18 protein-coding genes are annotated in these 19,167 nt (G+C 38.5%); 10 read left to right on the forward strand and 8 right to left on the reverse strand.

What is annotated here, in order from left to right:
- The first annotated feature begins 65 nt into the window (after positions 1-65).
- Positions 66-788, forward strand: a complete 723-nt coding sequence (ygfZ, locus tag GA0116959_RS13360) for a CAF17-like 4Fe-4S cluster assembly/insertion protein YgfZ (protein WP_092721107.1) — start codon at positions 66-68, stop codon at positions 786-788.
- A gap of 56 nt (positions 789-844) precedes the next feature.
- Here ygfZ and GA0116959_RS13365 read toward each other — a convergent pair whose 3' ends face one another.
- Entirely contained in the window at positions 845-1,090 is a 246-nt protein-coding gene (locus GA0116959_RS13365) for a hypothetical protein (RefSeq protein ID WP_053579689.1), read from the reverse strand.
- 294 nt (positions 1,091-1,384) lie between these two features.
- On the opposite strand from GA0116959_RS13365, the gene GA0116959_RS13370 reads away from it, so the two are divergent.
- The gene (locus GA0116959_RS13370; RefSeq protein ID WP_092721108.1) at positions 1,385-2,191 is read left to right on the forward strand and encodes a tetratricopeptide repeat protein; all 807 of its coding nucleotides are present in this window, start codon (positions 1,385-1,387) and stop codon (positions 2,189-2,191) included.
- A 202-nt stretch (positions 2,192-2,393) separates the two neighbouring features.
- Here the strand turns inward: GA0116959_RS13370 and GA0116959_RS13375 are convergent, their stop codons facing one another.
- The 4 genes from GA0116959_RS13375 to GA0116959_RS13390 form a co-directional block, all read right to left on the reverse strand.
- A complete protein-coding gene (locus GA0116959_RS13375) occupies positions 2,394-3,317 on the reverse strand; it encodes an AEC family transporter (protein ID WP_092721109.1) in 924 nt (307 codons plus the stop codon).
- A gap of 68 nt (positions 3,318-3,385) precedes the next feature.
- Entirely contained in the window at positions 3,386-4,495 is a 1,110-nt protein-coding gene (locus GA0116959_RS13380) for an NADH:flavin oxidoreductase/NADH oxidase (RefSeq protein ID WP_092721110.1), read from the reverse strand.
- 25 nt (positions 4,496-4,520) lie between these two features.
- Entirely contained in the window at positions 4,521-6,626 is a 2,106-nt protein-coding gene (locus GA0116959_RS13385) for a TonB-dependent receptor (protein ID WP_092721111.1), read from the reverse strand.
- Positions 6,627-7,020: 394 nt separating this feature from the next.
- Complete coding sequence (locus tag GA0116959_RS13390) at positions 7,021-8,259, reverse strand: class I SAM-dependent methyltransferase (protein WP_092721112.1); 1,239 nt, start codon at positions 8,257-8,259, stop codon at positions 7,021-7,023.
- Positions 8,260-8,360: 101 nt separating this feature from the next.
- Here GA0116959_RS13390 and trhA point away from each other — a divergent pair, with 101 nt between their 5' ends.
- The gene (gene trhA / locus GA0116959_RS13395) at positions 8,361-9,002 is read left to right on the forward strand and encodes a PAQR family membrane homeostasis protein TrhA (protein WP_092721113.1); all 642 of its coding nucleotides are present in this window, start codon (positions 8,361-8,363) and stop codon (positions 9,000-9,002) included.
- 138 nt (positions 9,003-9,140) lie between these two features.
- Positions 9,141-10,454 (forward strand): MFS transporter, encoded by a 1,314-nt coding sequence (locus tag GA0116959_RS13400; RefSeq protein ID WP_092721114.1) that lies wholly within the window; start codon positions 9,141-9,143, stop codon positions 10,452-10,454.
- A 146-nt stretch (positions 10,455-10,600) separates the two neighbouring features.
- Here GA0116959_RS13400 and GA0116959_RS13405 read toward each other — a convergent pair whose 3' ends face one another.
- Positions 10,601-11,611, reverse strand: a complete 1,011-nt coding sequence (locus GA0116959_RS13405; protein WP_092721115.1) for a metallophosphoesterase — start codon at positions 11,609-11,611, stop codon at positions 10,601-10,603.
- A 205-nt stretch (positions 11,612-11,816) separates the two neighbouring features.
- Between GA0116959_RS13405 and GA0116959_RS13410 the strand changes: the two genes are divergently transcribed.
- Positions 11,817-13,370: a phospholipase D family protein gene (locus GA0116959_RS13410; protein WP_425304211.1), complete on the forward strand. Its 1,554-nt coding sequence runs from the start codon at positions 11,817-11,819 to the stop codon at positions 13,368-13,370.
- Between the two features lie 4 nt (positions 13,371-13,374).
- Here the strand turns inward: GA0116959_RS13410 and GA0116959_RS13415 are convergent, their stop codons facing one another.
- Positions 13,375-14,220, reverse strand: coding sequence for a lysophospholipid acyltransferase family protein (locus GA0116959_RS13415; protein WP_053579679.1), 846 nt, complete (start codon positions 14,218-14,220; stop codon positions 13,375-13,377).
- A gap of 347 nt (positions 14,221-14,567) precedes the next feature.
- On the opposite strand from GA0116959_RS13415, the gene hflX reads away from it, so the two are divergent.
- The 5 genes from hflX (at position 14,568) to GA0116959_RS13440 (ending at position 18,254) form a co-directional block, all read left to right on the forward strand.
- Positions 14,568-15,899, forward strand: a complete 1,332-nt coding sequence (gene hflX, locus GA0116959_RS13420; protein ID WP_092721117.1) for a ribosome rescue GTPase HflX — start codon at positions 14,568-14,570, stop codon at positions 15,897-15,899.
- Between the two features lie 42 nt (positions 15,900-15,941).
- Entirely contained in the window at positions 15,942-16,313 is a 372-nt protein-coding gene (locus tag GA0116959_RS13425) for a hypothetical protein (protein ID WP_092721118.1), read from the forward strand.
- Positions 16,314-16,323: 10 nt separating this feature from the next.
- Positions 16,324-16,998 carry an LrgB family protein gene (locus tag GA0116959_RS13430; RefSeq protein ID WP_053579676.1) on the forward strand — a complete coding sequence of 225 codons (675 nt, stop codon included), beginning with the start codon at positions 16,324-16,326 and terminating at the stop codon, positions 16,996-16,998.
- A 91-nt stretch (positions 16,999-17,089) separates the two neighbouring features.
- Complete coding sequence (locus tag GA0116959_RS13435; RefSeq protein ID WP_092721119.1) at positions 17,090-17,536, forward strand: DUF2147 domain-containing protein; 447 nt, start codon at positions 17,090-17,092, stop codon at positions 17,534-17,536.
- 268 nt (positions 17,537-17,804) lie between these two features.
- On the forward strand, positions 17,805-18,254 hold the full coding sequence (locus GA0116959_RS13440; protein WP_053579674.1) for a DUF2147 domain-containing protein: 450 nt from the start codon (positions 17,805-17,807) through the stop codon (positions 18,252-18,254).
- A gap of 61 nt (positions 18,255-18,315) precedes the next feature.
- Here the strand turns inward: GA0116959_RS13440 and GA0116959_RS13445 are convergent, their stop codons facing one another.
- The gene (locus GA0116959_RS13445; RefSeq protein ID WP_092721120.1) at positions 18,316-19,167 is read right to left on the reverse strand and encodes a symmetrical bis(5'-nucleosyl)-tetraphosphatase; all 852 of its coding nucleotides are present in this window, start codon (positions 19,165-19,167) and stop codon (positions 18,316-18,318) included.

A 19,167-nucleotide genomic window follows, 5' to 3' on the forward strand; every position in this document is an offset into this window, starting at 1 on the left:
TTTTGAAAAATAGCAGAAAATAAACGTAATTCTTTAGTATTAGATCTATTTTTAGAGCGTAATAAATGAACTCTTTAGCTTTCTCCTCATTCACTTTAAATGGCGTGGATGCACAAAAATTTCTTCAAGGTCAAGTCACTTTAAATGTTGAAGCCTTAGCCGAAAACCTAAATCGCTACACGGCTATTTGTAGCTTGAAAGGTCGGATTCAGTTTGGTTTATGGTTAAAAAAATTGAATCCAGAAAGTTTTGAAATAGTCACCACACAAGATCAAGCAGAAGAATTTGCCAAACATATTAAAAAGTTTGGTGCATTTTCTAAAATGAAGTTGGAACAAGCTGCGCCAGTTTTCCCAATTTTAAAAGGTGACACGACCGAGTTTGGCACTATTGCAACAGATATTACCCTTTGGCAACAGCAAGCCATTCAGGCGGGTCAAGCATGGATTAGTGCAACGACGGCTGAACTGTTTCAGCCACAAGAATTACGTTTGCATCAACGTGAAGGCGTGCACTACGATAAGGGCTGTTATATCGGTCAGGAAGTGATTGCACGTTTATGGTTTAAGGCTAAACCAAAAGCATGGCTGCACGTGATTCAAGGTTTGGGTGCGGTTCCTGCTGCTGGTGAACAACTTGATAAAAGTGTTCAAGTGGTCAATAGTACGGCGGTTGAAAATGGTTATATAGCGTTGGTGATTGCCCGTCCAGAAGCGTTAATATCGTTAGATGTGACTGTTTTAGATTTGCCTGAAAGCTTAAATGGCGATGTAGCACGTCCACAGTAGTTCACTATAGGTACAATAAAGCCTCCTTAAACGGAGGCTTTTCAATTTTCTAGTGCTTAAAAATTGTGAAATAATTTATTCATATCTTTAATGACATAATCTTTAAAATGGAAAGCACGTGCATGTTTGGCATCAATTTTTGCAGTATGTCCATCTTTCTCAAAGATATACACGCGATCATCTTTACTCACCAAAAATTCAGCACCCAACTTCATTAATAACGCATCAATCTTATCTTCATCTGCAATCGATTCATCCTGACTGATTTTTAAATAACTACGCTTAATGCCTTTGATGAACATTTCTATACTCTTTTATTAATTCAACCGCGATTTAAACAAACATTGATGCAAAACAAAAGGGTCGTTCAATGTTTTATCGTCATTATATTTTGAAGCGAGTAGATTGCGCGTCTTAAGCTCCCCCGCCTTCATTTAGGTATATCGTATGTAAAAATCAGCAAAATGTTATTGCAATACACTTCTCATCTATTTACATTCACAGAGTTAAACTTTTGCTGAAGCATGAAGTTTTGATCCGTCCCAGTCAACACATAAATGGACTTATGTGAATGTTTATAAAAGGTTTTAATGAAAATGAAAAAAATAATATTGGCCAGTATTCTTACTTTGTCTTCACATTTAACCCTCGCAGAAGTAGCAACAAACTCGAATGAACCAAACGTTGCCCCTGAATTTGCAAAAATTGAAGCGCTGATCAAAGCCAAGAATATGCAAGGTGCTTATCAAGAATTAGAGAAACTGGCAAAAACAGGTAATCCACAAGCCATTTATAATTTGGGTTATTTGACACAAACGGGTCAAGGCACAGCCAAAGATGACAAAAAAGCGTTTAAGCTTTATGAAGAATCTGCGAAAAAAGGTTATCCAGTCGCCAACTATGTACTGGGTAAAAATTACATGGCAGGTAACTTAGGTTTAAAACAAGATACCAACAAAGCCAAACAATACTTAGAAAAAGCGTCAGATCAAGGCTTTGCAGATGCGACTATTGATTTGGCAGTTTTACTTTTTGCCGAAGGTAAACCCGCTTCAGACCAACTTGCCTTAAAAAAGCTAGATCCGCTCATTAAGAAAAACAACTATCAAGCAATCCATGCGAAAGCCTTATATGACATTAGTCTTGGTTTTAAAACGAAGAATGAGGCACCAATTAAACAAGGTTTGAAAAGTATTCAGGACTTGGCTCAAAAAGGCTATATTCCTGCACTGATGGCAGTAGGCAATATGTTTGCGAATGGCAATATTGTTCCGCAAAATCTTCCCGAAGCAAAAAAAATCTTTTCAGCGTTGGCCAAAGAAAATATTCCTCAAGCCAAAGAGTCTTTAACTTTAGTGGATAAATTAATTGCAGAGCAAAGCAAAAAATCAGTTAAAAAATAAGTAAATTAATCTTTATAAAAATACCCACGCATTGAAAAAAATGAGTGGGTATTTTTATAAAACAAATATTTAAATGTCTGTTTTGCTAAAAACTATATTTTATTGGCTGTTTGCTCCAACTTTAATCTCTATCACGGTACGCAAAATTTAAATCCATTTTTGCACTGGCTGTCATGCATATCATTTTTAGAGTTTTTTCGGTTTACCACCACAGTGTAATTAAACCACTAATCACGACAAAGCCCAAAATGGTACTTAACATTAACGCAGTCAAGGCTTTATCATTCAGGCCATAATTTTGCCCCAAAATACCAAATATAATCGGCATCGGTAAAGCCGCCAGTAAAGTTCCTGCATAGCGCATTTCTTGACTTACCTCTGGCAAGAAACCAAACAAGATAAAAATGGTCAGTGGCATTAGAACGATCTTAAATCCCACCAAAATGATACTTTGTACATTGAGTGCTTTTAAACTCATGCCGACCAAGCTGCCGCCAATAACAAATAATGCAATTGGAGATGCTGTTTTACCGAGCATTTCTAAAGCATGTGCAGCATAGGTCGGTATTTTGATATCCAAAAAGACACTTGTCATTCCGAATACGATCGATAAAATAACTGGGTTTTTAACTACATTGACTAAAGTCTGTTTCAGAAGTTGTGCTTTAACACGGCCCTGATGCAGCCCTGCCTCTGCGACCATGAGCGTTAAAGCCACGATCAGTAGGTTTTCAATAATCAACGTCAAAGATAAATAAATAGCGGCATGTTGCCCAATCAACATGGTCAATATCGCGGTTCCAATAAAACCTGTATTTGACATCGAGGCGCCCATTGAAAGTACGCCTGACTCGGTTAAGCGACAATTGAAATAGTAACGATACAAGCAAAAAGCCGCAGCAAAAATTAGCAGTGAACCGCCGCCATAAACGATGAAATAACTTGGATTCCAAATTTTATCCAAACGTTGACTGGCTAAAGCTTGGAGCAAAAATGCGGGTAATGAAATTTTAAAGACAAACTGACTTAAACCTTTAATTGTTTCAGGCAAAATAAATTCAGATTTTACACAAAAAAAACCCAGCAGAAGCAGCAAGCATATCGGTAAAATTACAGTTAAAACCACGGCTGCTCCTAAAATTTAACCGCCCCAAATACAATTCAATATTGGGTTGTGGTCTATTTATTTAAATTCTAAAATGGTTTAAATAACGATTTCAAACCATGCGGCTGACAACGTAAATATTGCGGTGCAATGTCTATATGCGCTCCTAATGTTGCAGCAGCATGCCAAGGCCAGCGTGGGTCGTAGAGCATTGCACGTGCCAAAGCAACTGCATCTGCTTCATCATTTTGCAAAATATCTTCAGCTTGTTGAGCTTCAGTAATTAATCCGACCGCAATCACTGGAATATCAACCTGCTGCTTAATCGCTTTTGAATACGGCACTTGATAATTAGCACCAATTCGAATGTCTTGCTTGCTATGTAAACCACCTGAAGATACATGAATATAAACCGTACCCAATTGTGCCAAAGCTTTGGACAAGCCAATACTCGACTCAATATTCCAAGCGTGCTGATCACCCATCCAATCTGTAGCAGAAATACGGACTCCAATTGGAAAACCTTCAGGGACGGCATTTTTCATCGCCTGAAAAACCTCTAGAGTCAGACGAATTCTATTTTCAAAACAGCCACCATATTCATCCGTACGCTGGTTAGATAACGGTGACATGAATTGATGCAACAAATAACCATGTGCAGCATGTAATTCAATCAAGTCGAAGCCTGCATCGACAGCGCGTATTGCTGCACTGGCAAAGTCTTCAATAATATTTTTAATTTCATCGAGTGTTAGCGCATGCGGTACAGCATCTGTCTCATTAAATGGGATTTGGCTCGCAGAGACCGTTTGCCAGCCATGTTGAGTTTCGGGCTTAAACTGTCCTTTTCCATCCCATGGTTTATCCGTAGATGCCTTACGTCCTGCATGTGCCAGTTGAATTCCCATCGGCATTGGAGAAAGGGTTTTTACTTTTGCGAGTAATGCTTTCATTTGTGCGCGTTGCATGTCGTTCCATAGTCCGACATCGGCATAACTAATTCGACCTTCAGCTTGTACCGCAGTGGCCTCTATAATGCACAATCCTGCGCCAGACAATGCATAATTGGCCCATTGCTGTTCATGCCAATAGCTGATTTCGCCCTGCTCATTGGCCGAATATTGACACATGGGTGCAATGATAATTTTATTCTTCAGCGTTAAACGACCAAATTGAATCTGTTCAAATAATAAAGACACGCCCTTCTCCTTGCTGATCTCATTTTTAGAATGCTTTACTAACACTTAAGCCCGCACTCCAGTTCATACCATCTGCTGGTTCAAAAAAACGACCATTGCCATCATTCACAATCACGGAACCAACATAGTTTTCATCAAATAAATTATCTGCACGAACATAAGTGCGTACTTTCCAATCTGCTTGTTTCCATACATAGCCTGCATTGGCCGAAGCTACGGTATAGCTGGGTGCCGCATCACTATTGCTATCATCTACATAGACTTTGTCCATAAAACGCACATCAACTCCTGCATTGAAGCCTGTTTCTGGCTGCCAACCGATTGCAGCAAAAGCTTGATTTTTTGCAATACCTGGAATTTTACTGCCTTTTTCGACCTTGCTATTTGGAATAGGTGCATCAAAAGTGGCATCAATATAGCTGTAGCTGGCTTGTGCTGTTAAGTCACGCCACAAAGCTTTGTTCCAAGACAGCTCCAGTCCTTCACGTAAAGTCTTATCGGCATTTTTAAAAGTGGCACGGCCATTTTCAGTACCCGCAGAGACAATATCGTTCTGTGTTTTACTTTGGAACACTGCTGCAGTGAAATTACCCCATGAATTCTGTGCTTTTAAGCCCAGCTCATAATTATCACTACTGGCTGGCTGTAAATTAAAATTCATACCATCATCAGCAGAATAGGCCATTTCAGTAAAGGTTGGGGTTTCAAAGCCTTTGGCATAACTGACATAGCTATTTAGAGTAGGTGTCATTGCCCAGCTTAAGGCAACGGATGGTAAGACTTTATCGTAATCCGTTTTGCCACTGTCATCGCCATTTCCAACGTCAATGTAATGATCTTTAGACTCATAATGCACATTGCTATAGCGTAAACCTGCATCTACAGTCCAAGCAGGCACAAAATTCCAAGAAGCTTGTAAATAAGGATCTAAATTCCACAGTGTATTATTTTCATCACGGCGTAAGTCACCTTTAACCCCATAATTTCCATTGGCATCAAAATTTTCAAATCCTGTGCGGTCTTCATCCATATAGTCAAACGCTAAACCCGCGGTAAAACGTGTATTGGGGAATAAATCTTTGCCTGTCCAGCGCACATCTGTTCCGTAATAATCACGATTAAAGTCAATCACACCACCTGCATGGCGTGCATTGGTCTGTGTTCCACTTGGAATGGACTGGTATTGAATAACCTCACGCTGTCCCGCATAAGCCATGGCATAGAGCTCATGCTGATCATTTAAAGGTTTTGACCATGTTAAACCTGTTTGGGTTTGATTAATTTCCTTACGCACATCAAATTGTTTTAAAAATGCAACTTGCTGTTTAGGGTTCGCTTTCCATTGTTCACGCGTTAAACCTTGCGGATCATCTGCATGAATATCAACATGATTCAAAATCCAGTTTACCTTAGAGCCATCATCTAAGTCCCATGTGAGTTTGGCATTACTCAGCACCTTCTTGGCAGCACTGTGTTCACGGTAGCCATCCGTATCAAAATATGATGAGCTCACCACATAGCTCGGTTCTCCAGCTTTGTCTGCACCCCCCTGCAAAATCACATCTGCACGGTTTTTATTGTGGCTCCCAGCAGAATAACCCAGTTCAATTGAGTCTTGACCAGAACCCTCTTTGGTCGAGGTTAAAATTGCTCCACCCGATGAGTTGCCATACAGAGAAGAAAATGGCCCGCCTAAAACTTCAATATGATCCAAGCTACTTAAATCAATATTAGAGGTTTGACCTTGACCATCTGGCATGGTTGCAGGAATCCCATCTACATATAAACGAATGCCGCGGACACCAAAAGTCGAGCGCGCGCCAAAACCACGCATCGAGAGTTGTAAATCTTGCGCATAATTTTCACGGTTATTGAGTTGTAAGCCTGGAACCCCTTTTAAAGTTTCTGTTAAATTCACACCTAAATTATTTTGATTTTTATCTTGCTCAATGCGGTATACCGAAGCGGGTGTATTTAACCATGCCGTATCTGTACGTGTTGCTTCAACCTTTAAGGTCGGTAAAACTATTGGTGTTATGGCCTTTGTTTCAGCATATAAACTTTGGCAAATGCATGACGTCAGACAAAGTAAAGTCATATTGATAGGAATCGTGTGAAATTTACTTTGCATGACAGGTTCTCTGTTGATATTTAAAAACTATTTTTAAGCTTAAACCAACTCATCCAAGAGTATCTACATTATTTGTAGTCTCTGGGTTAAAGCAGCAATTTTATGTTTAAACAATGACGATGATCTGATCACTTTCGTATTTCATATTTGCATAAAGATCCCTCTATTTACAGGAACATTCATATAAATATTGTTATGACTACTTATCTTTTAATTGACTAGTCATAAAATAAAAAATAAGAATTGATGCATCTTGAATGATCACATTTGAATGATGATTCAAACCTTAAGCTTTGAAAGGCTTATTCTTCCTGAACATGCCTTTCAAAGTTTAAGGCATTAGGTAAATAAACGACTTAGCTACACTCTGGTTTTCAAACATCGATGCTTCAGATTAACATTTACGCCCGATATCTTGTTGATCCCACTGCTGATTGAGCAGTAATTCAAGTGAATGCTTCTGAATCCCATACATATTTTTTAAAGCATGAATTTGTGCCAAAACAGCAGGATCAGGTTGAGTATAATCTTTGCGTTTGGTGGCCAAAATCATCTTATTTTTACTGGTATGCTCAAGTGCAACAAATTCGAAAACTTTGGTTTCATAGCCATATGCTTTAAGTAATAAAGCTCGAATCGTATCGGTCAGCATTTCGGCTTGCTGACCGGCATGAATCCCAAATTGCAACATGGGTTTTAATACTTCTGGACTATTTAATTGCGGACGTAGCTCTTTGTGGCAACACGGCGCGCACATGATAATTTGGGCATTTAAACGAATACCTGTATGAATTGCAAAATCCGTTGCTACATCACAAGCATGTAACGCAATCATGACATCCAAATGTTCAGGTTGATAGGTACGAACATCGCCCTGAAAAAAATCTAATTGCTTAAATTGAGAAACCTCAGCCACTTTCTGGCAAAAATCGACCATTTTTTCATTCAGTTCAACACCCGTCACAAAAGGCGTTTGTCCTTTATGATTCAAATAATCATATAAAGCAAACGTCAAATAGCCCTTTCCTGAACCAAAATCGACCACGCGTAAAGCATGCTCTTGTGTGCTCATCTGTCCGACAGCACCTGAGAATATTTCGATAAACTTATTAATTTGCTTCCATTTACGCGCCATGCTCGGAATAATTTCTGCTTTGGCATCCGTAATTCCAAGCGGTTGTAAAAAATAACGGTCCTGATCAACATAACGATGCTTAGCACGATCGTGTTCCTGCATAGCCCCCTGTGTCTGCTGCATATGTTCTGATTTTGATTCCACTTTCTTTTTAGTCACTGTTAGCATCACTTTTTTCTTATTTTTTTTGAGTTGTAGCTCTGCATCATTGGTAAAAAGATTGGCTTGTTTACATTGCATCAATAAAGACGTAGCAAGAGATAATGCTTCGTTTAAAGGATAGTTTTTGGTGACATCTTGAGTCTTATAACGATATAAAATATTCAGTACAGACTGGTTTTGTAGTGAAATGATACGCAATGTTATTTTTTCTAAATGTTCGATTTCACCTTGATATTGGCTCAAGATCATTCGATCAAAACCCTGCGTTTCAATCGCTTGCTGAAAAGCATCTAAAAATTGTTGTTCCTGATTTACAGTAGATGCCACTTGAGACATACAATTCACTCGAAGAAATTAAGTGCTCAGTTTAAAACTTCTTACTATAAAGGTAAAACTGCATTACGATACAACTGTATTTTTAATTATAGAAATCAGTCATGGTAACCTCACAGCTACAGGCTTATGATCCACGCGAAGAATATATTAATGCACTCAGTCATGCCCTTGGTGCAGTTTTAGCCCTCATTGCCAGTGGGTTTATGCTAATGAAAGGCAGCGCTTTACCGCTAGGCCAATTTTTAGGTTTATGTGTTTATGCATTTAGCATGATTCTGCTATTTTCAAGTTCAGCTCTTTATCACTTTTCGAGCGATGAAACCAAACGATATTGGTACAAAAAACTAGATCATACTGCGATTTATTATTTAATTGCTGGAACGTATACGCCTTTTTTGTCTATCGCAATTCCGACTGCAAAAGCGCATTATTTACTGATTGCCCTGTGGGTAATTGCTGCAATTGGCACCTTGTTTAAACTGGTATTCATTCACCGTTTTCAAAAAATATCATTAATTGCTTATCTTTTGATGGGTTGGCTTGCGGTATTGGTGATTGATGACATGCAGCGCTTTTTAAGCACACAAGCCTTAACCTATCTGATTGTAGGCGGTTTGTCTTATACCATCGGTGCATTGTTTTATGCGTTAAAACGCGTAAGATACACCCATGCAATCTGGCATATTTTTGTATTGATAGGCGCAGGATCACAATTCTTGGCGATTTATCTGTACGTGCTTTAACTCTCTCATTCTTCACTTCAGTACCCTGAACAAGTTGATTTGAGATAGTTTTTCGTTGTTTTTTTAAGAAATTACGCTTTTTTTTAAAAATTACCCTAAAAAACAAATTTTTTATTTTGAGTCAGCGTAAGGTCCTCCATGGCGTCATCAAATTCTACTGCTACCTCAGAAGTAGCCACCAATTCAAAATTCCGCGTACTTACAGCAAGTCTTGTCGGCACGACCATCGAATTCTTCGATTTTTATATTTATGCGACCGCTGCTGTCATTATTTTTCCGCATTTATTTTTTCCTGCCAGTACAGACCCCACCACGGCCACTATTCAGTCTTTAGCCACATTTGCTATTGCCTTTATTGCCCGTCCAATTGGTGCTGCCCTCTTTGGACATCTAGGGGACAGGATTGGTCGTAAAGCCACCTTAGTCGCCGCATTGCTCACCATGGGGATTTCTACCGTTTGTATCGGGTTACTGCCCACCTATGCACAAATTGGCATTGTTGCACCCTTGTTACTTGCACTCTGTCGTTTAGGACAAGGTCTCGGTTTAGGTGGTGAATGGAGTGGTGCAGTGTTGCTTGCCACCGAAAATGCACCTGAAGGTAAACGTGCATGGTATGGCATGTTTCCGCAACTTGGGGCACCCATTGGCTTTATTTTGGCCACTGGTTCATTTTTAATGCTAGGTGCATTGATGTCTGAAGCAGACTTTATGCAATGGGGCTGGCGTATTCCATTTATTGCAAGTTCAGTACTGGTGATTGTAGGTTTATGGATTCGTCTAAAACTGCATGAAACACCTGCATTTCAAAAAGTCCTCGATAAACAAAAAGAAGTTAATGTTCCTTTTAAAGAAGTTATGACGAAACATTGGCGCATGCTCATTCTCGGAACCATTGCTGCGATTTGTACCTTTGTGGTGTTTTATTTAACCACTGTATTTGCGCTCAATTGGGGAACAACTCGACTGGGTTATTCTCGTGCAGAATTTCTGAAGTTACAATTAATTGCCACCTTGTGTTTTGCAGCTTTCATTCCACTTTCGGCAATTTTTGCGGAAAAATTTGGTCGCAGGGCTACTTCGATAGGCGTGTGCATTCTATCGGCATTGTTCGGTTTAGTGTTTGCAAGCATGCTTGAATCTGGCAATACCTTTGTGGTGTTCTTATTTTTATGCTTAGGCTTAGGCATCATGGGTTTAACCTATGGTCCAATCGGAACAGTTTTGTCAGAAATTTTCCCGACCTCTGTACGTTATACTGGTTCTGCTTTAACCTTCAATCTTGCAGGCATTTTTGGTGCCTCTTTTGCACCGCTTATCGCAACTGAATTGGCAACCACCTATGGTTTACAAGCTGTGGGCTATTATTTGTCTGCAGCCTCAATTCTTTCACTATGTGCATTTTTAGCGATTCGTGAAACCAAGAATGATGATGTAAATAATCAGGTTTAATCCAATTGTAGTCATAAAAAAACCAGCAGAATCTGCTGGTTTTTTTATAGTTATTTTTTAATGGGTGATTATTCTAGAAAGTGCTGATCATTTTTTACATTTATTCAACCAGAGTCATCTACAATCTTAAACATGACATTTAAGCTTTAAACCAGCTCGATAATATCAATGGTCGGTGGCACACGAAAACGAAATGGCACTCCCACTAGACCCGTTCCCACCGTAACAAATACATCTGCATTTTCGTGTTTATACAACCCTTTTTTATGCCCTAAAATAGACACTTTCTTCATAATGTAATTGGTCAGCCACGGTAGTTCAACTTGTCCGCCATGGGTATGACCCGACAACATGAGAGGACGGGTGGATAGTTTTGGTACCATATCCACGGTGTCTGGATTATGCGATAAAAGTACCCAAGGCTTGTCTTGCGGTAAGTCAGGCATATAACGCATATCGGTTTTACCTGCCCATAAATCTCCAACCCCAAGCAAACGGAATTCATCAAATTCTACCATCTGACCTTCAATATCAATCACATCATTAATGATCAAAGCATGTCGAAGTAAATTTTGAATCGGTGGGCCAGGATATTGCTCATCATGATTTCCATTCACTGAGTACACAGGGGCCACAATCTGTTTTAAAATCGCCAACTCTTCAGCCAGCGTATTTTCTGGCTCATAGGTCCAGTCCCCTGCGACTACGACCAAATCAGGATTTTGCTGATTAATTTTCTCGACAATAATTTTAAGCTGGCGCTCATGTCCGGAAAATAGACCAATATGTAAATCGGCAATTAATACCAATTTGATGGGTTTTTGCATTTTTTGATCTGGATTTAACTGATATTCTAAGGTTTTAACCACCACATGATGCGGCTCTATAAAACGTGCATAAATTAACAAACTACTGAGAAGAAAAATAAAAATAGCTTCGTGAATCGAATAATAACCACTCCAACCAGCAAATAAACTAAAGAAAAATAAAGGGAACAACAGATAGGACAAATAAAAGGCCAACAAATGTACAAAGGCTTTAAAAGGATGAATGGTTTCTGTACGTGTCTGGCTCAACCATGCTTGTCCAACACCCCAAAGAGCAAGCACAACAAAACTGATATAAAAATATATTATGACCGAATCTGTTTCCCACATAGTTATTCTCTACACTCATTGCTCTCAGCAAAACGATGAACTGACATCATTCATCTATTCTATTATTTATCTTTTCACAGCTGGCAACTATACTCAAACCAAATTTTGCACTTGTTTATAAAATATGGCGCGCTCAACTCAGACAATATTCGAAATCAAAAACGCTCGGTTAGATGGTCTTCACGTCTACAAAACTGCGGTTTTGATGAGTTGCAGCCTTATTTTAGGTATTCCTGCCTGCTCGACCCTGCCCAAGCAATCTCCTCAGCCGATTGAATATGCCTTTGATACGCCAACAGAACAAAGCTCATTGGCAAAAATTGTTTTACCATTACGAGAACAAGACCCCAATCTGACGGGTTATCATGTTTTGTATGATCCGTTGGAAGCATTGGCTGCACGTATCCATCTGATTAATAAAGCAGAAAAAACACTAGATTTACAATATTATATTTGGGACAACGATAAAATTGGCTCACTTGCGCTCTACTCTATTATTCAAGCCGCAGATCGTGGAGTCAAAGTCCGTTTATTGATGGATGATAATAATGCCAAAAAAATGGAAGGAATTTATTTAGCGCTCGATCAACATCAGAATATTGATGTCAAATTGTATAATCCTTATCGTTTTAGACATTATCGTGCCATGGATATGGTGCTGGATTTAAAGCGTATTAACCGCCGTATGCACAATAAAAGTTTTATTGCAGACAACCAAATTGCTTTAATTGGCGGTCGCAATATGAGTAACCAATATTACAATGTCAGCGACAATTATCAGTTTTCTGATGTAGATGTGATGTTGGTTGGCTCTGCTTCCGATGAGATTATTCATTCTTTTGATGACTATTGGAACGATGATTATGCTTTTCCAGTCAAACAAATTGTCAATGCTCGACATTATTCATTGCGTTTTCCAAATTTAAAACAACAGCTCGAACAACATGCTCAAACCATCACCGTCCAAAACTATCTTGATTTAGCCACGCGTTCACATGCCTTTGAAAACTGGCTCAATAAAAGCATTCAGTTTGATTGGGTAAAAGCCGAGGTGGTCAGCGACTCACCCAGTAAAATTAGAGCCAAAGCAAAAAAAGAGCAGCATTTGAATTTCCAGTTAATTCACCAATTACAAAAACCTGAACAGAGTGTCGATATTATTTCAGCTTATTTTGTGCCTGAGAAAAAAGGTGAAAAAATGCTCAGTGATTTGGCTCAAACCAATGTACATGTTCGAGTATTAACCAATTCTTTTAAAGCCAATGATGTGTTTTTAGTCCATGCTTTTTATGGAAAATATCGAAAAGATTTGTTAAAAAATCAGGTTGAACTTTATGAGTTTTTGGCTGCACCTGAAACTGAAAATCTCAATATTAATACCGATGAAATTGCAGAAAAAGCCAAAGTCAGCTTAAAAGGATTAAGTCGCTCTAGCCTGCATGCCAAAATGATGGCGATTGATCAGAAACAGGTTTTTATTGGCTCTTTTAATTTTGATCCACGTTCTGCTTATTTGAACACTGAAATTGGTGTTCTATTGAATAGCCCCAGCTTAGCTCAATCTATCCATACCACCATGGATGAAAATTTATCTAAATATGCTTATAAACTGGTTCTAAACGCCAACCATAAAATTAATTGGAAAATTAAACAGCATGATGGCAACATCAAGACTTATTCCACAGAACCTAAAATGAAGTGGTGGCAGAAAGCAGGTATAAAAGTCATTTCATGGCTGCCTATCGAAGGCTTTATGTGAAGCCTTAAGAGCCAACATAACGATTTTCATTGGCTATTTTTTCAGGATGAGGCATCAGAACTTTTTGCTGTAAACGTGCTAGCCCTTCTATCATCTGGGCTTGAACTTCTTGTGTTAAGGTCTCGACGGTATGTCCCTGTACAGCAATCGGTTGCAATGCGATTAAATGGGCTGTCACTTTTGGCATTTCGAGTACATTTTTGACATGATCAATAAAACGAATATCATCGATAAATGGTGCGATGTTATCCAACTCACCCGCTTGATTCACATAACAAATAAGACAAATTTGAACGGGACGATTGGCTTCAATGGCTGCACCTAAAATGCGGCCATAAATCTTCTTGATTTTAGAACCATCCGATGTCGTCGCTTCTGGAAAAAATAAAACTGGAATATCGTGTTTTAAAAATGAGGTGATTTGTTCACGAATTCTGACTGAATCTCCAGAACCCCGTTTAATAAAGAGTGTTCCACCACCTTTTGCAAGCTTGCCCAATAACGGCCATTTTTCAATTTCTGCTTTGGCCAAAAAAAATACTCGTGCACCTGAACCTAAAACGGCGATATCCAACCAAGAAACATGATTACTGACCCAAAGTGCAGGTTCTTGTGGAATTTCTCCATGAATTTCAACTTCAATATTAAAGACCTTACTTAACTGTCGGCAGAAATATTGTACATAACGCGTATTATTAGGATGATTCGGTTCTTTATATAATCCGTGACGATAGACCAGATAAAATCCCTGTGAAATCACCCCCATGGTTGCCAATACTTTTTTGCTGTAGAGAAAAAATTTAGACACACTATTTAACGAGATATGTTCAGTTATAGAAGATTGAGTCATAAATTGATCACTAAGTCGAGATGTAGCATTACACGGTTATTTTCTGTCATTCTATACTGTCTCACTTGATCTTGCATTGATCTTAAAAATCGAAATTAATTTTTTATTTAATACCTTTATCTTTAAAGTTTTGCAATCTTGAAGGTTAATTTTAAAATACACAGGGTTTAAAAAGCAGATTCAAACGGCAAACGATAAAAACAAGGAATTTTCTTATAAAACGGAATTATATAATCTTATTCTAAAATCAATACATTGATAGCAATCATACTTAAGTTATTGCTATTTTTTACTTTCACCACTTCTTTTCTACTAGAATAAAGTTTTAATCGTCGAGATGGTCATTAGTGGAATATTCTGAGCAACGTCAAGGTAAAGAACGGGCAATATTGGTCAGTGTATCTGTACAGCTTTTAGATGACCTTGATGCTGAGGAATTTCGTTTATTGGCTCAATCTGCTGGCGCTGAAATTTTGGAACATATTACCGCTCAACGCATTAAACCAGACCCTAAATTGTTTATCGGTTCGGGCAAAGCAGAAGAAATTGCTGAATTAGCCAAAATGATTGAAGCCGATTTGGTCATTTTTGATCATGCCTTAAGCCCATCTCAAGAACGTAATTTAGAACGAGTCATGCAATGTCGAGTAATTGATCGTACTCGTCTCATTTTAGATATTTTTGCACAACGTGCGCGTACACATGAAGGTAAACTTCAAGTCGAATTGGCACAATTAGATTATTTATCTTCACGATTGGTCGGTGGTGGCATTCACTTAGACAGCCAAAAAGGCGGCATTGGATTACGCGGACCAGGTGAAACACAATTAGAAACAGATCGTCGCCTACTTCGTTTACGTATTGGACAGCTAAAAGACAAACTAGAAAAAGTACGTCAAACGCGGATTCAAGGACGTGCAGCGCGTCAAAAAGCCGCTATTCCGACGGTCTCTTTAGTTGGTTATACCAATGCGGGTAAATCTACTTTATTTAACATTTTGGCTCATTCTGAGGTATACGCCGCTGATCAACTCTTTGCCACACTCGATCCAACGCTACGTCGTTTAAATTGGGATGGAATTGGGGCTTTAGTGCTTGCCGATACGGTGGGTTTTGTCCGTAATCTTGCGCATGCCTTGATTGAATCTTTTAAAGCAACTCTAGAAGAAACATTAGAAGCCACTTTATTGCTCCATGTTATTGATTCAAGCAGTCCAGATATGTTGGAACAGATTGAAGCGGTGGAAAAGGTTTTAAAAGAAATTGGCGTCAATGTGCCCGTCTTACGTGTCTATAACAAAATCGATTTGAGCAATGAAGATGCTAAAATTGTTTATGCCAAACCACATTTACCTGATCGTGTCTATGTGTCAGCACATTCCCAACAAGGTTTAGGACTATTACGTCAAGCGGTACAAGAATGCTTGATGGGACAGTTACAAAGTTTTGAATTGGTACTAAAACCAGAATATGGAAAATTACGCACTCAATTGTATGCACTCAATGTCATTCAAACTGAAAATCATGATGAAGCGGGTAATTTGCATTTACACATTATTATTGCTCCGCAAAAGCTTGAGCAGTTGATCAAACAGTCACATTTACCGATTGATGAAATTTTAGGTTCCAAAGCGCTTCAATTTAAAAGACCTCTTGAAGAATTTGAAATCAAAAAGTAAATCAGTTAAAACATGATAAGTATCATTTAAAATTTGAAGCACATGAACTGGATAAAAAGAATCGACTGGACTGCATGGATTGGCACTCTTGCTTTGATCATCTGTTTTCGCGAGGGAGCAGTTTGGTTAATGACACAATTAAAGCATCCTGAATTGGGTAATTTAGTCGGTTTAATTGCGCTATTAATCACCTTATTTATCTGGCGGAACGTACATAAATTACCCGCACGTTTAATTGATACCAACAATAAAATCATGAAAGAAAGTGCATTTGCTTTTTTACCAGTGAGTGCAGGTTCACTGATTATGTTGGTTCACATGGGCAAAGAAATTCCAGCTTTTCTTGCAGTAATGTGTATTAGCACACTTATTCCATTATGGATTTACGCAAAAATGGCCAAGCGTTGGTTATAGGAGAAAGTTAATGTTAGCAGTGCTTTACGCTTTTATATTGACTCTTGCAGCCTATCTAATGGCCAAACCCATGAATAAAAAACTGCCACAAATTCCAGTAATTGTATTTGGGATGTTTTTTATTATTGGCTTACTTTTTATATTTGGTTTGCCTTATGAATCCTATCTCATTCAAATCAATCCTTTATTTAACCATTTATTAGGCTATGTCACTGTTGCCTTGGCAATTCCACTTGCAGCCATGCGTTATGACGATCTACCACTCAAAGCGATCGTTGGAATTTTAGTTTTTGCCAGTATCAGCGCTGTCGCTTTACCGATGGGATTGGCTTATTTACTCCATCTATCCGATGCCAGTATTATGGCTTTTGCTACACGTGCAGTAACTACACCGATTGCGATTAATATCGCAACTTTATTACATGCACCTTTAACCCTCGTTATTTTGATTGTCATTTTATCGGGCGTGATTGGTGCAGCATTTTCTCCATTTATTCTACGTCACATTCATGATGAACGCGCCTCTGGACTTGCACTGGGTCTAGCTGCACATGCCATTGGTACAGCTCAAGCATGGCAACGTGGCAGTGTAGCAGGACGTTATGCAGCATTTGGGATGGCAGTAAATGCAGTATTTACGGCAATATGGCTGCCAACCTTCATACTTTATTTGCAAAAAATGTGACTGAAAAAACATAAATAAAGGATTGTCTCGTATAAATAATAGCCTTAAGATACAAGATGCTTCATAAAGTTATTCGAAAAGGAATCGATTAATGGGAAAAGTTAAATTTTTAACAGTATTGCTTTTTTCTACGTTAAGTAGCATTGCTTTTGCTGAAGATATTACAGGGACTTGGAAAAATATTGATGACAAGACGGGTTCGTCTAAAGCTATCCTTGAAATTCGCCAAGAAGCGGATCAATCTTACACAGCAAAGATCATTAAAGTAACGCCTCGCCCAGGATACATCCCTAAAGAAACTTGTGTTAAATGTCCCGCTCCATATACCAATAAACCTATTTTAGGCATGGATATACTAAAGGGTTTAAAGCATGCTGAAGGACCTAACTATAATAAAGGTAAAATTATTGATCCTCTCACAGGTAATATTTACAGTATGAAAGCTAAATTGAGTAACAACGGAAAGCGTCTTACGCTCCGAGGTTACGTCGGTGTTTCTGCACTTGGACGCAGTCAAACATGGATTCGAAACGACTAATTCTTTTCTGATTCTCTAATCATCTGATGGATTTGATAGCAACGTCTGATATGGCAAAGTATCAGACGTTTTTATTTCGTTCAATTTTACTTTATTAAATGTTTTAAGTTTTTCACAGTAGAAGAGCCCTATTATTCTTGCCAGAATTGATAAAAACAAATCATTAAAACAGGCTGATTTTTAATTATTTTAATTGACTATTTCACATAGAATAATACTATCGTAACAGCAATAACCAAATGGCTGTTTACACATCAAAGGAATTGATATGAAAAAGAATAAAGGGCTTGTGTTCTTCGCGAGTATTTTTTTTAGCGTAAATCTATGGGCACAAGATATATCTGGAACTTGGCAACAAATTGATGATAAAACAGGCTCACCTAAATCAATTATTGAAATTCGCAAAGAAGCCAATAATACCTTTACAGGAAAAATTACTAAAGTTACACCTCGTGTAGGCTATACCCCACGTGAAATATGTAATAAATGTCCAGCGCCTTACACCAATCAACCCATTTTAGGGATGGAAATATTGAAAGGTTTGAAACATGTAGAAGGCACCAAAAACTATGAAAAAGGGCGTATTATTGATCCATTATCGGGTAAAATTTATGATGCAAAAATGAAACTTAATGCATCAGACAAACGTTTAACCATGAGAGCTTATGTAGGTGTTTCAGCCTTAGGTCGTAGCCAAACTTGGATTCGTTTGGATTAAAACCGAGTCAAACCCATATACAAAATCACACTGCATTTTTTATATGGGTTTTATAGATATTTTAAAGTGGTTGAGGATTTTCTACTCTAAAAATCTCTTGATCTTCTAAACGATAAGCCACCAAATGATTACCCCAAACACAACCCCCATCAACATTCTGAATCTGCGAATTAATGGTTTCAGCCTGCAATGCAGCCCAGTGTCCAAAAAATAATCGATGCGTTTTCGTAGCCTTTGACTCAAAATCAAACCAGGGTTTGAAACCTTTTGGCATAGGGTCATCCAGTGCATCTTTAAAACTAAATTCGAGTCGCCCTGTCATGTCAGTTAAACGCATACGGGTCAAATAGTTGGTAATACAACGTAATCGAGCATTACCTTCTAAATCATCTAACCACAAGGTTGGCTCTTTACCATACATATCGGCCAAGAAAGCATCCACTACAGCAAAGTCATCGTGTCCGATAACCGCTTCAATCTCTTTTGCCAAAGCAGCTGTTTGCTCTGCAGACCAAATACAAGGAATACCTGCATGCGTCAGAATGGTCTGTTGATTGGGAAAAAGACACAAGGGCTGTTTACGTAACCAATCAATTAATTCATCACTATCAATCGCATCAATGACATCACGAGTATTGTCTTTTTCCTTCAGCTCTTTTAAACCTCGGGCACAGGCTAAAAGTGTCAGATCATGATTCCCCAATACAGTTGCAGCAGCATTCCTTTCAACCAGTTTTTTAATAAAACGTAGCGCACCAACAGAATTCTCACCACGTGCAACTAAATCACCTGCAAACCAAATAAAATCTTGTTCAGGATCAAATTGAATGCGTTTCAACAGTGCTTTCAAAGCTTCAAAACAGCCTTGTACATCACCAATCACGTAGTTATAGCGAATATTAGAACGCGTCAC

The organism is Acinetobacter albensis, from assembly GCF_900095025.1.
GTDB lineage: Bacteria > Pseudomonadota > Gammaproteobacteria > Pseudomonadales > Moraxellaceae > Acinetobacter > Acinetobacter albensis.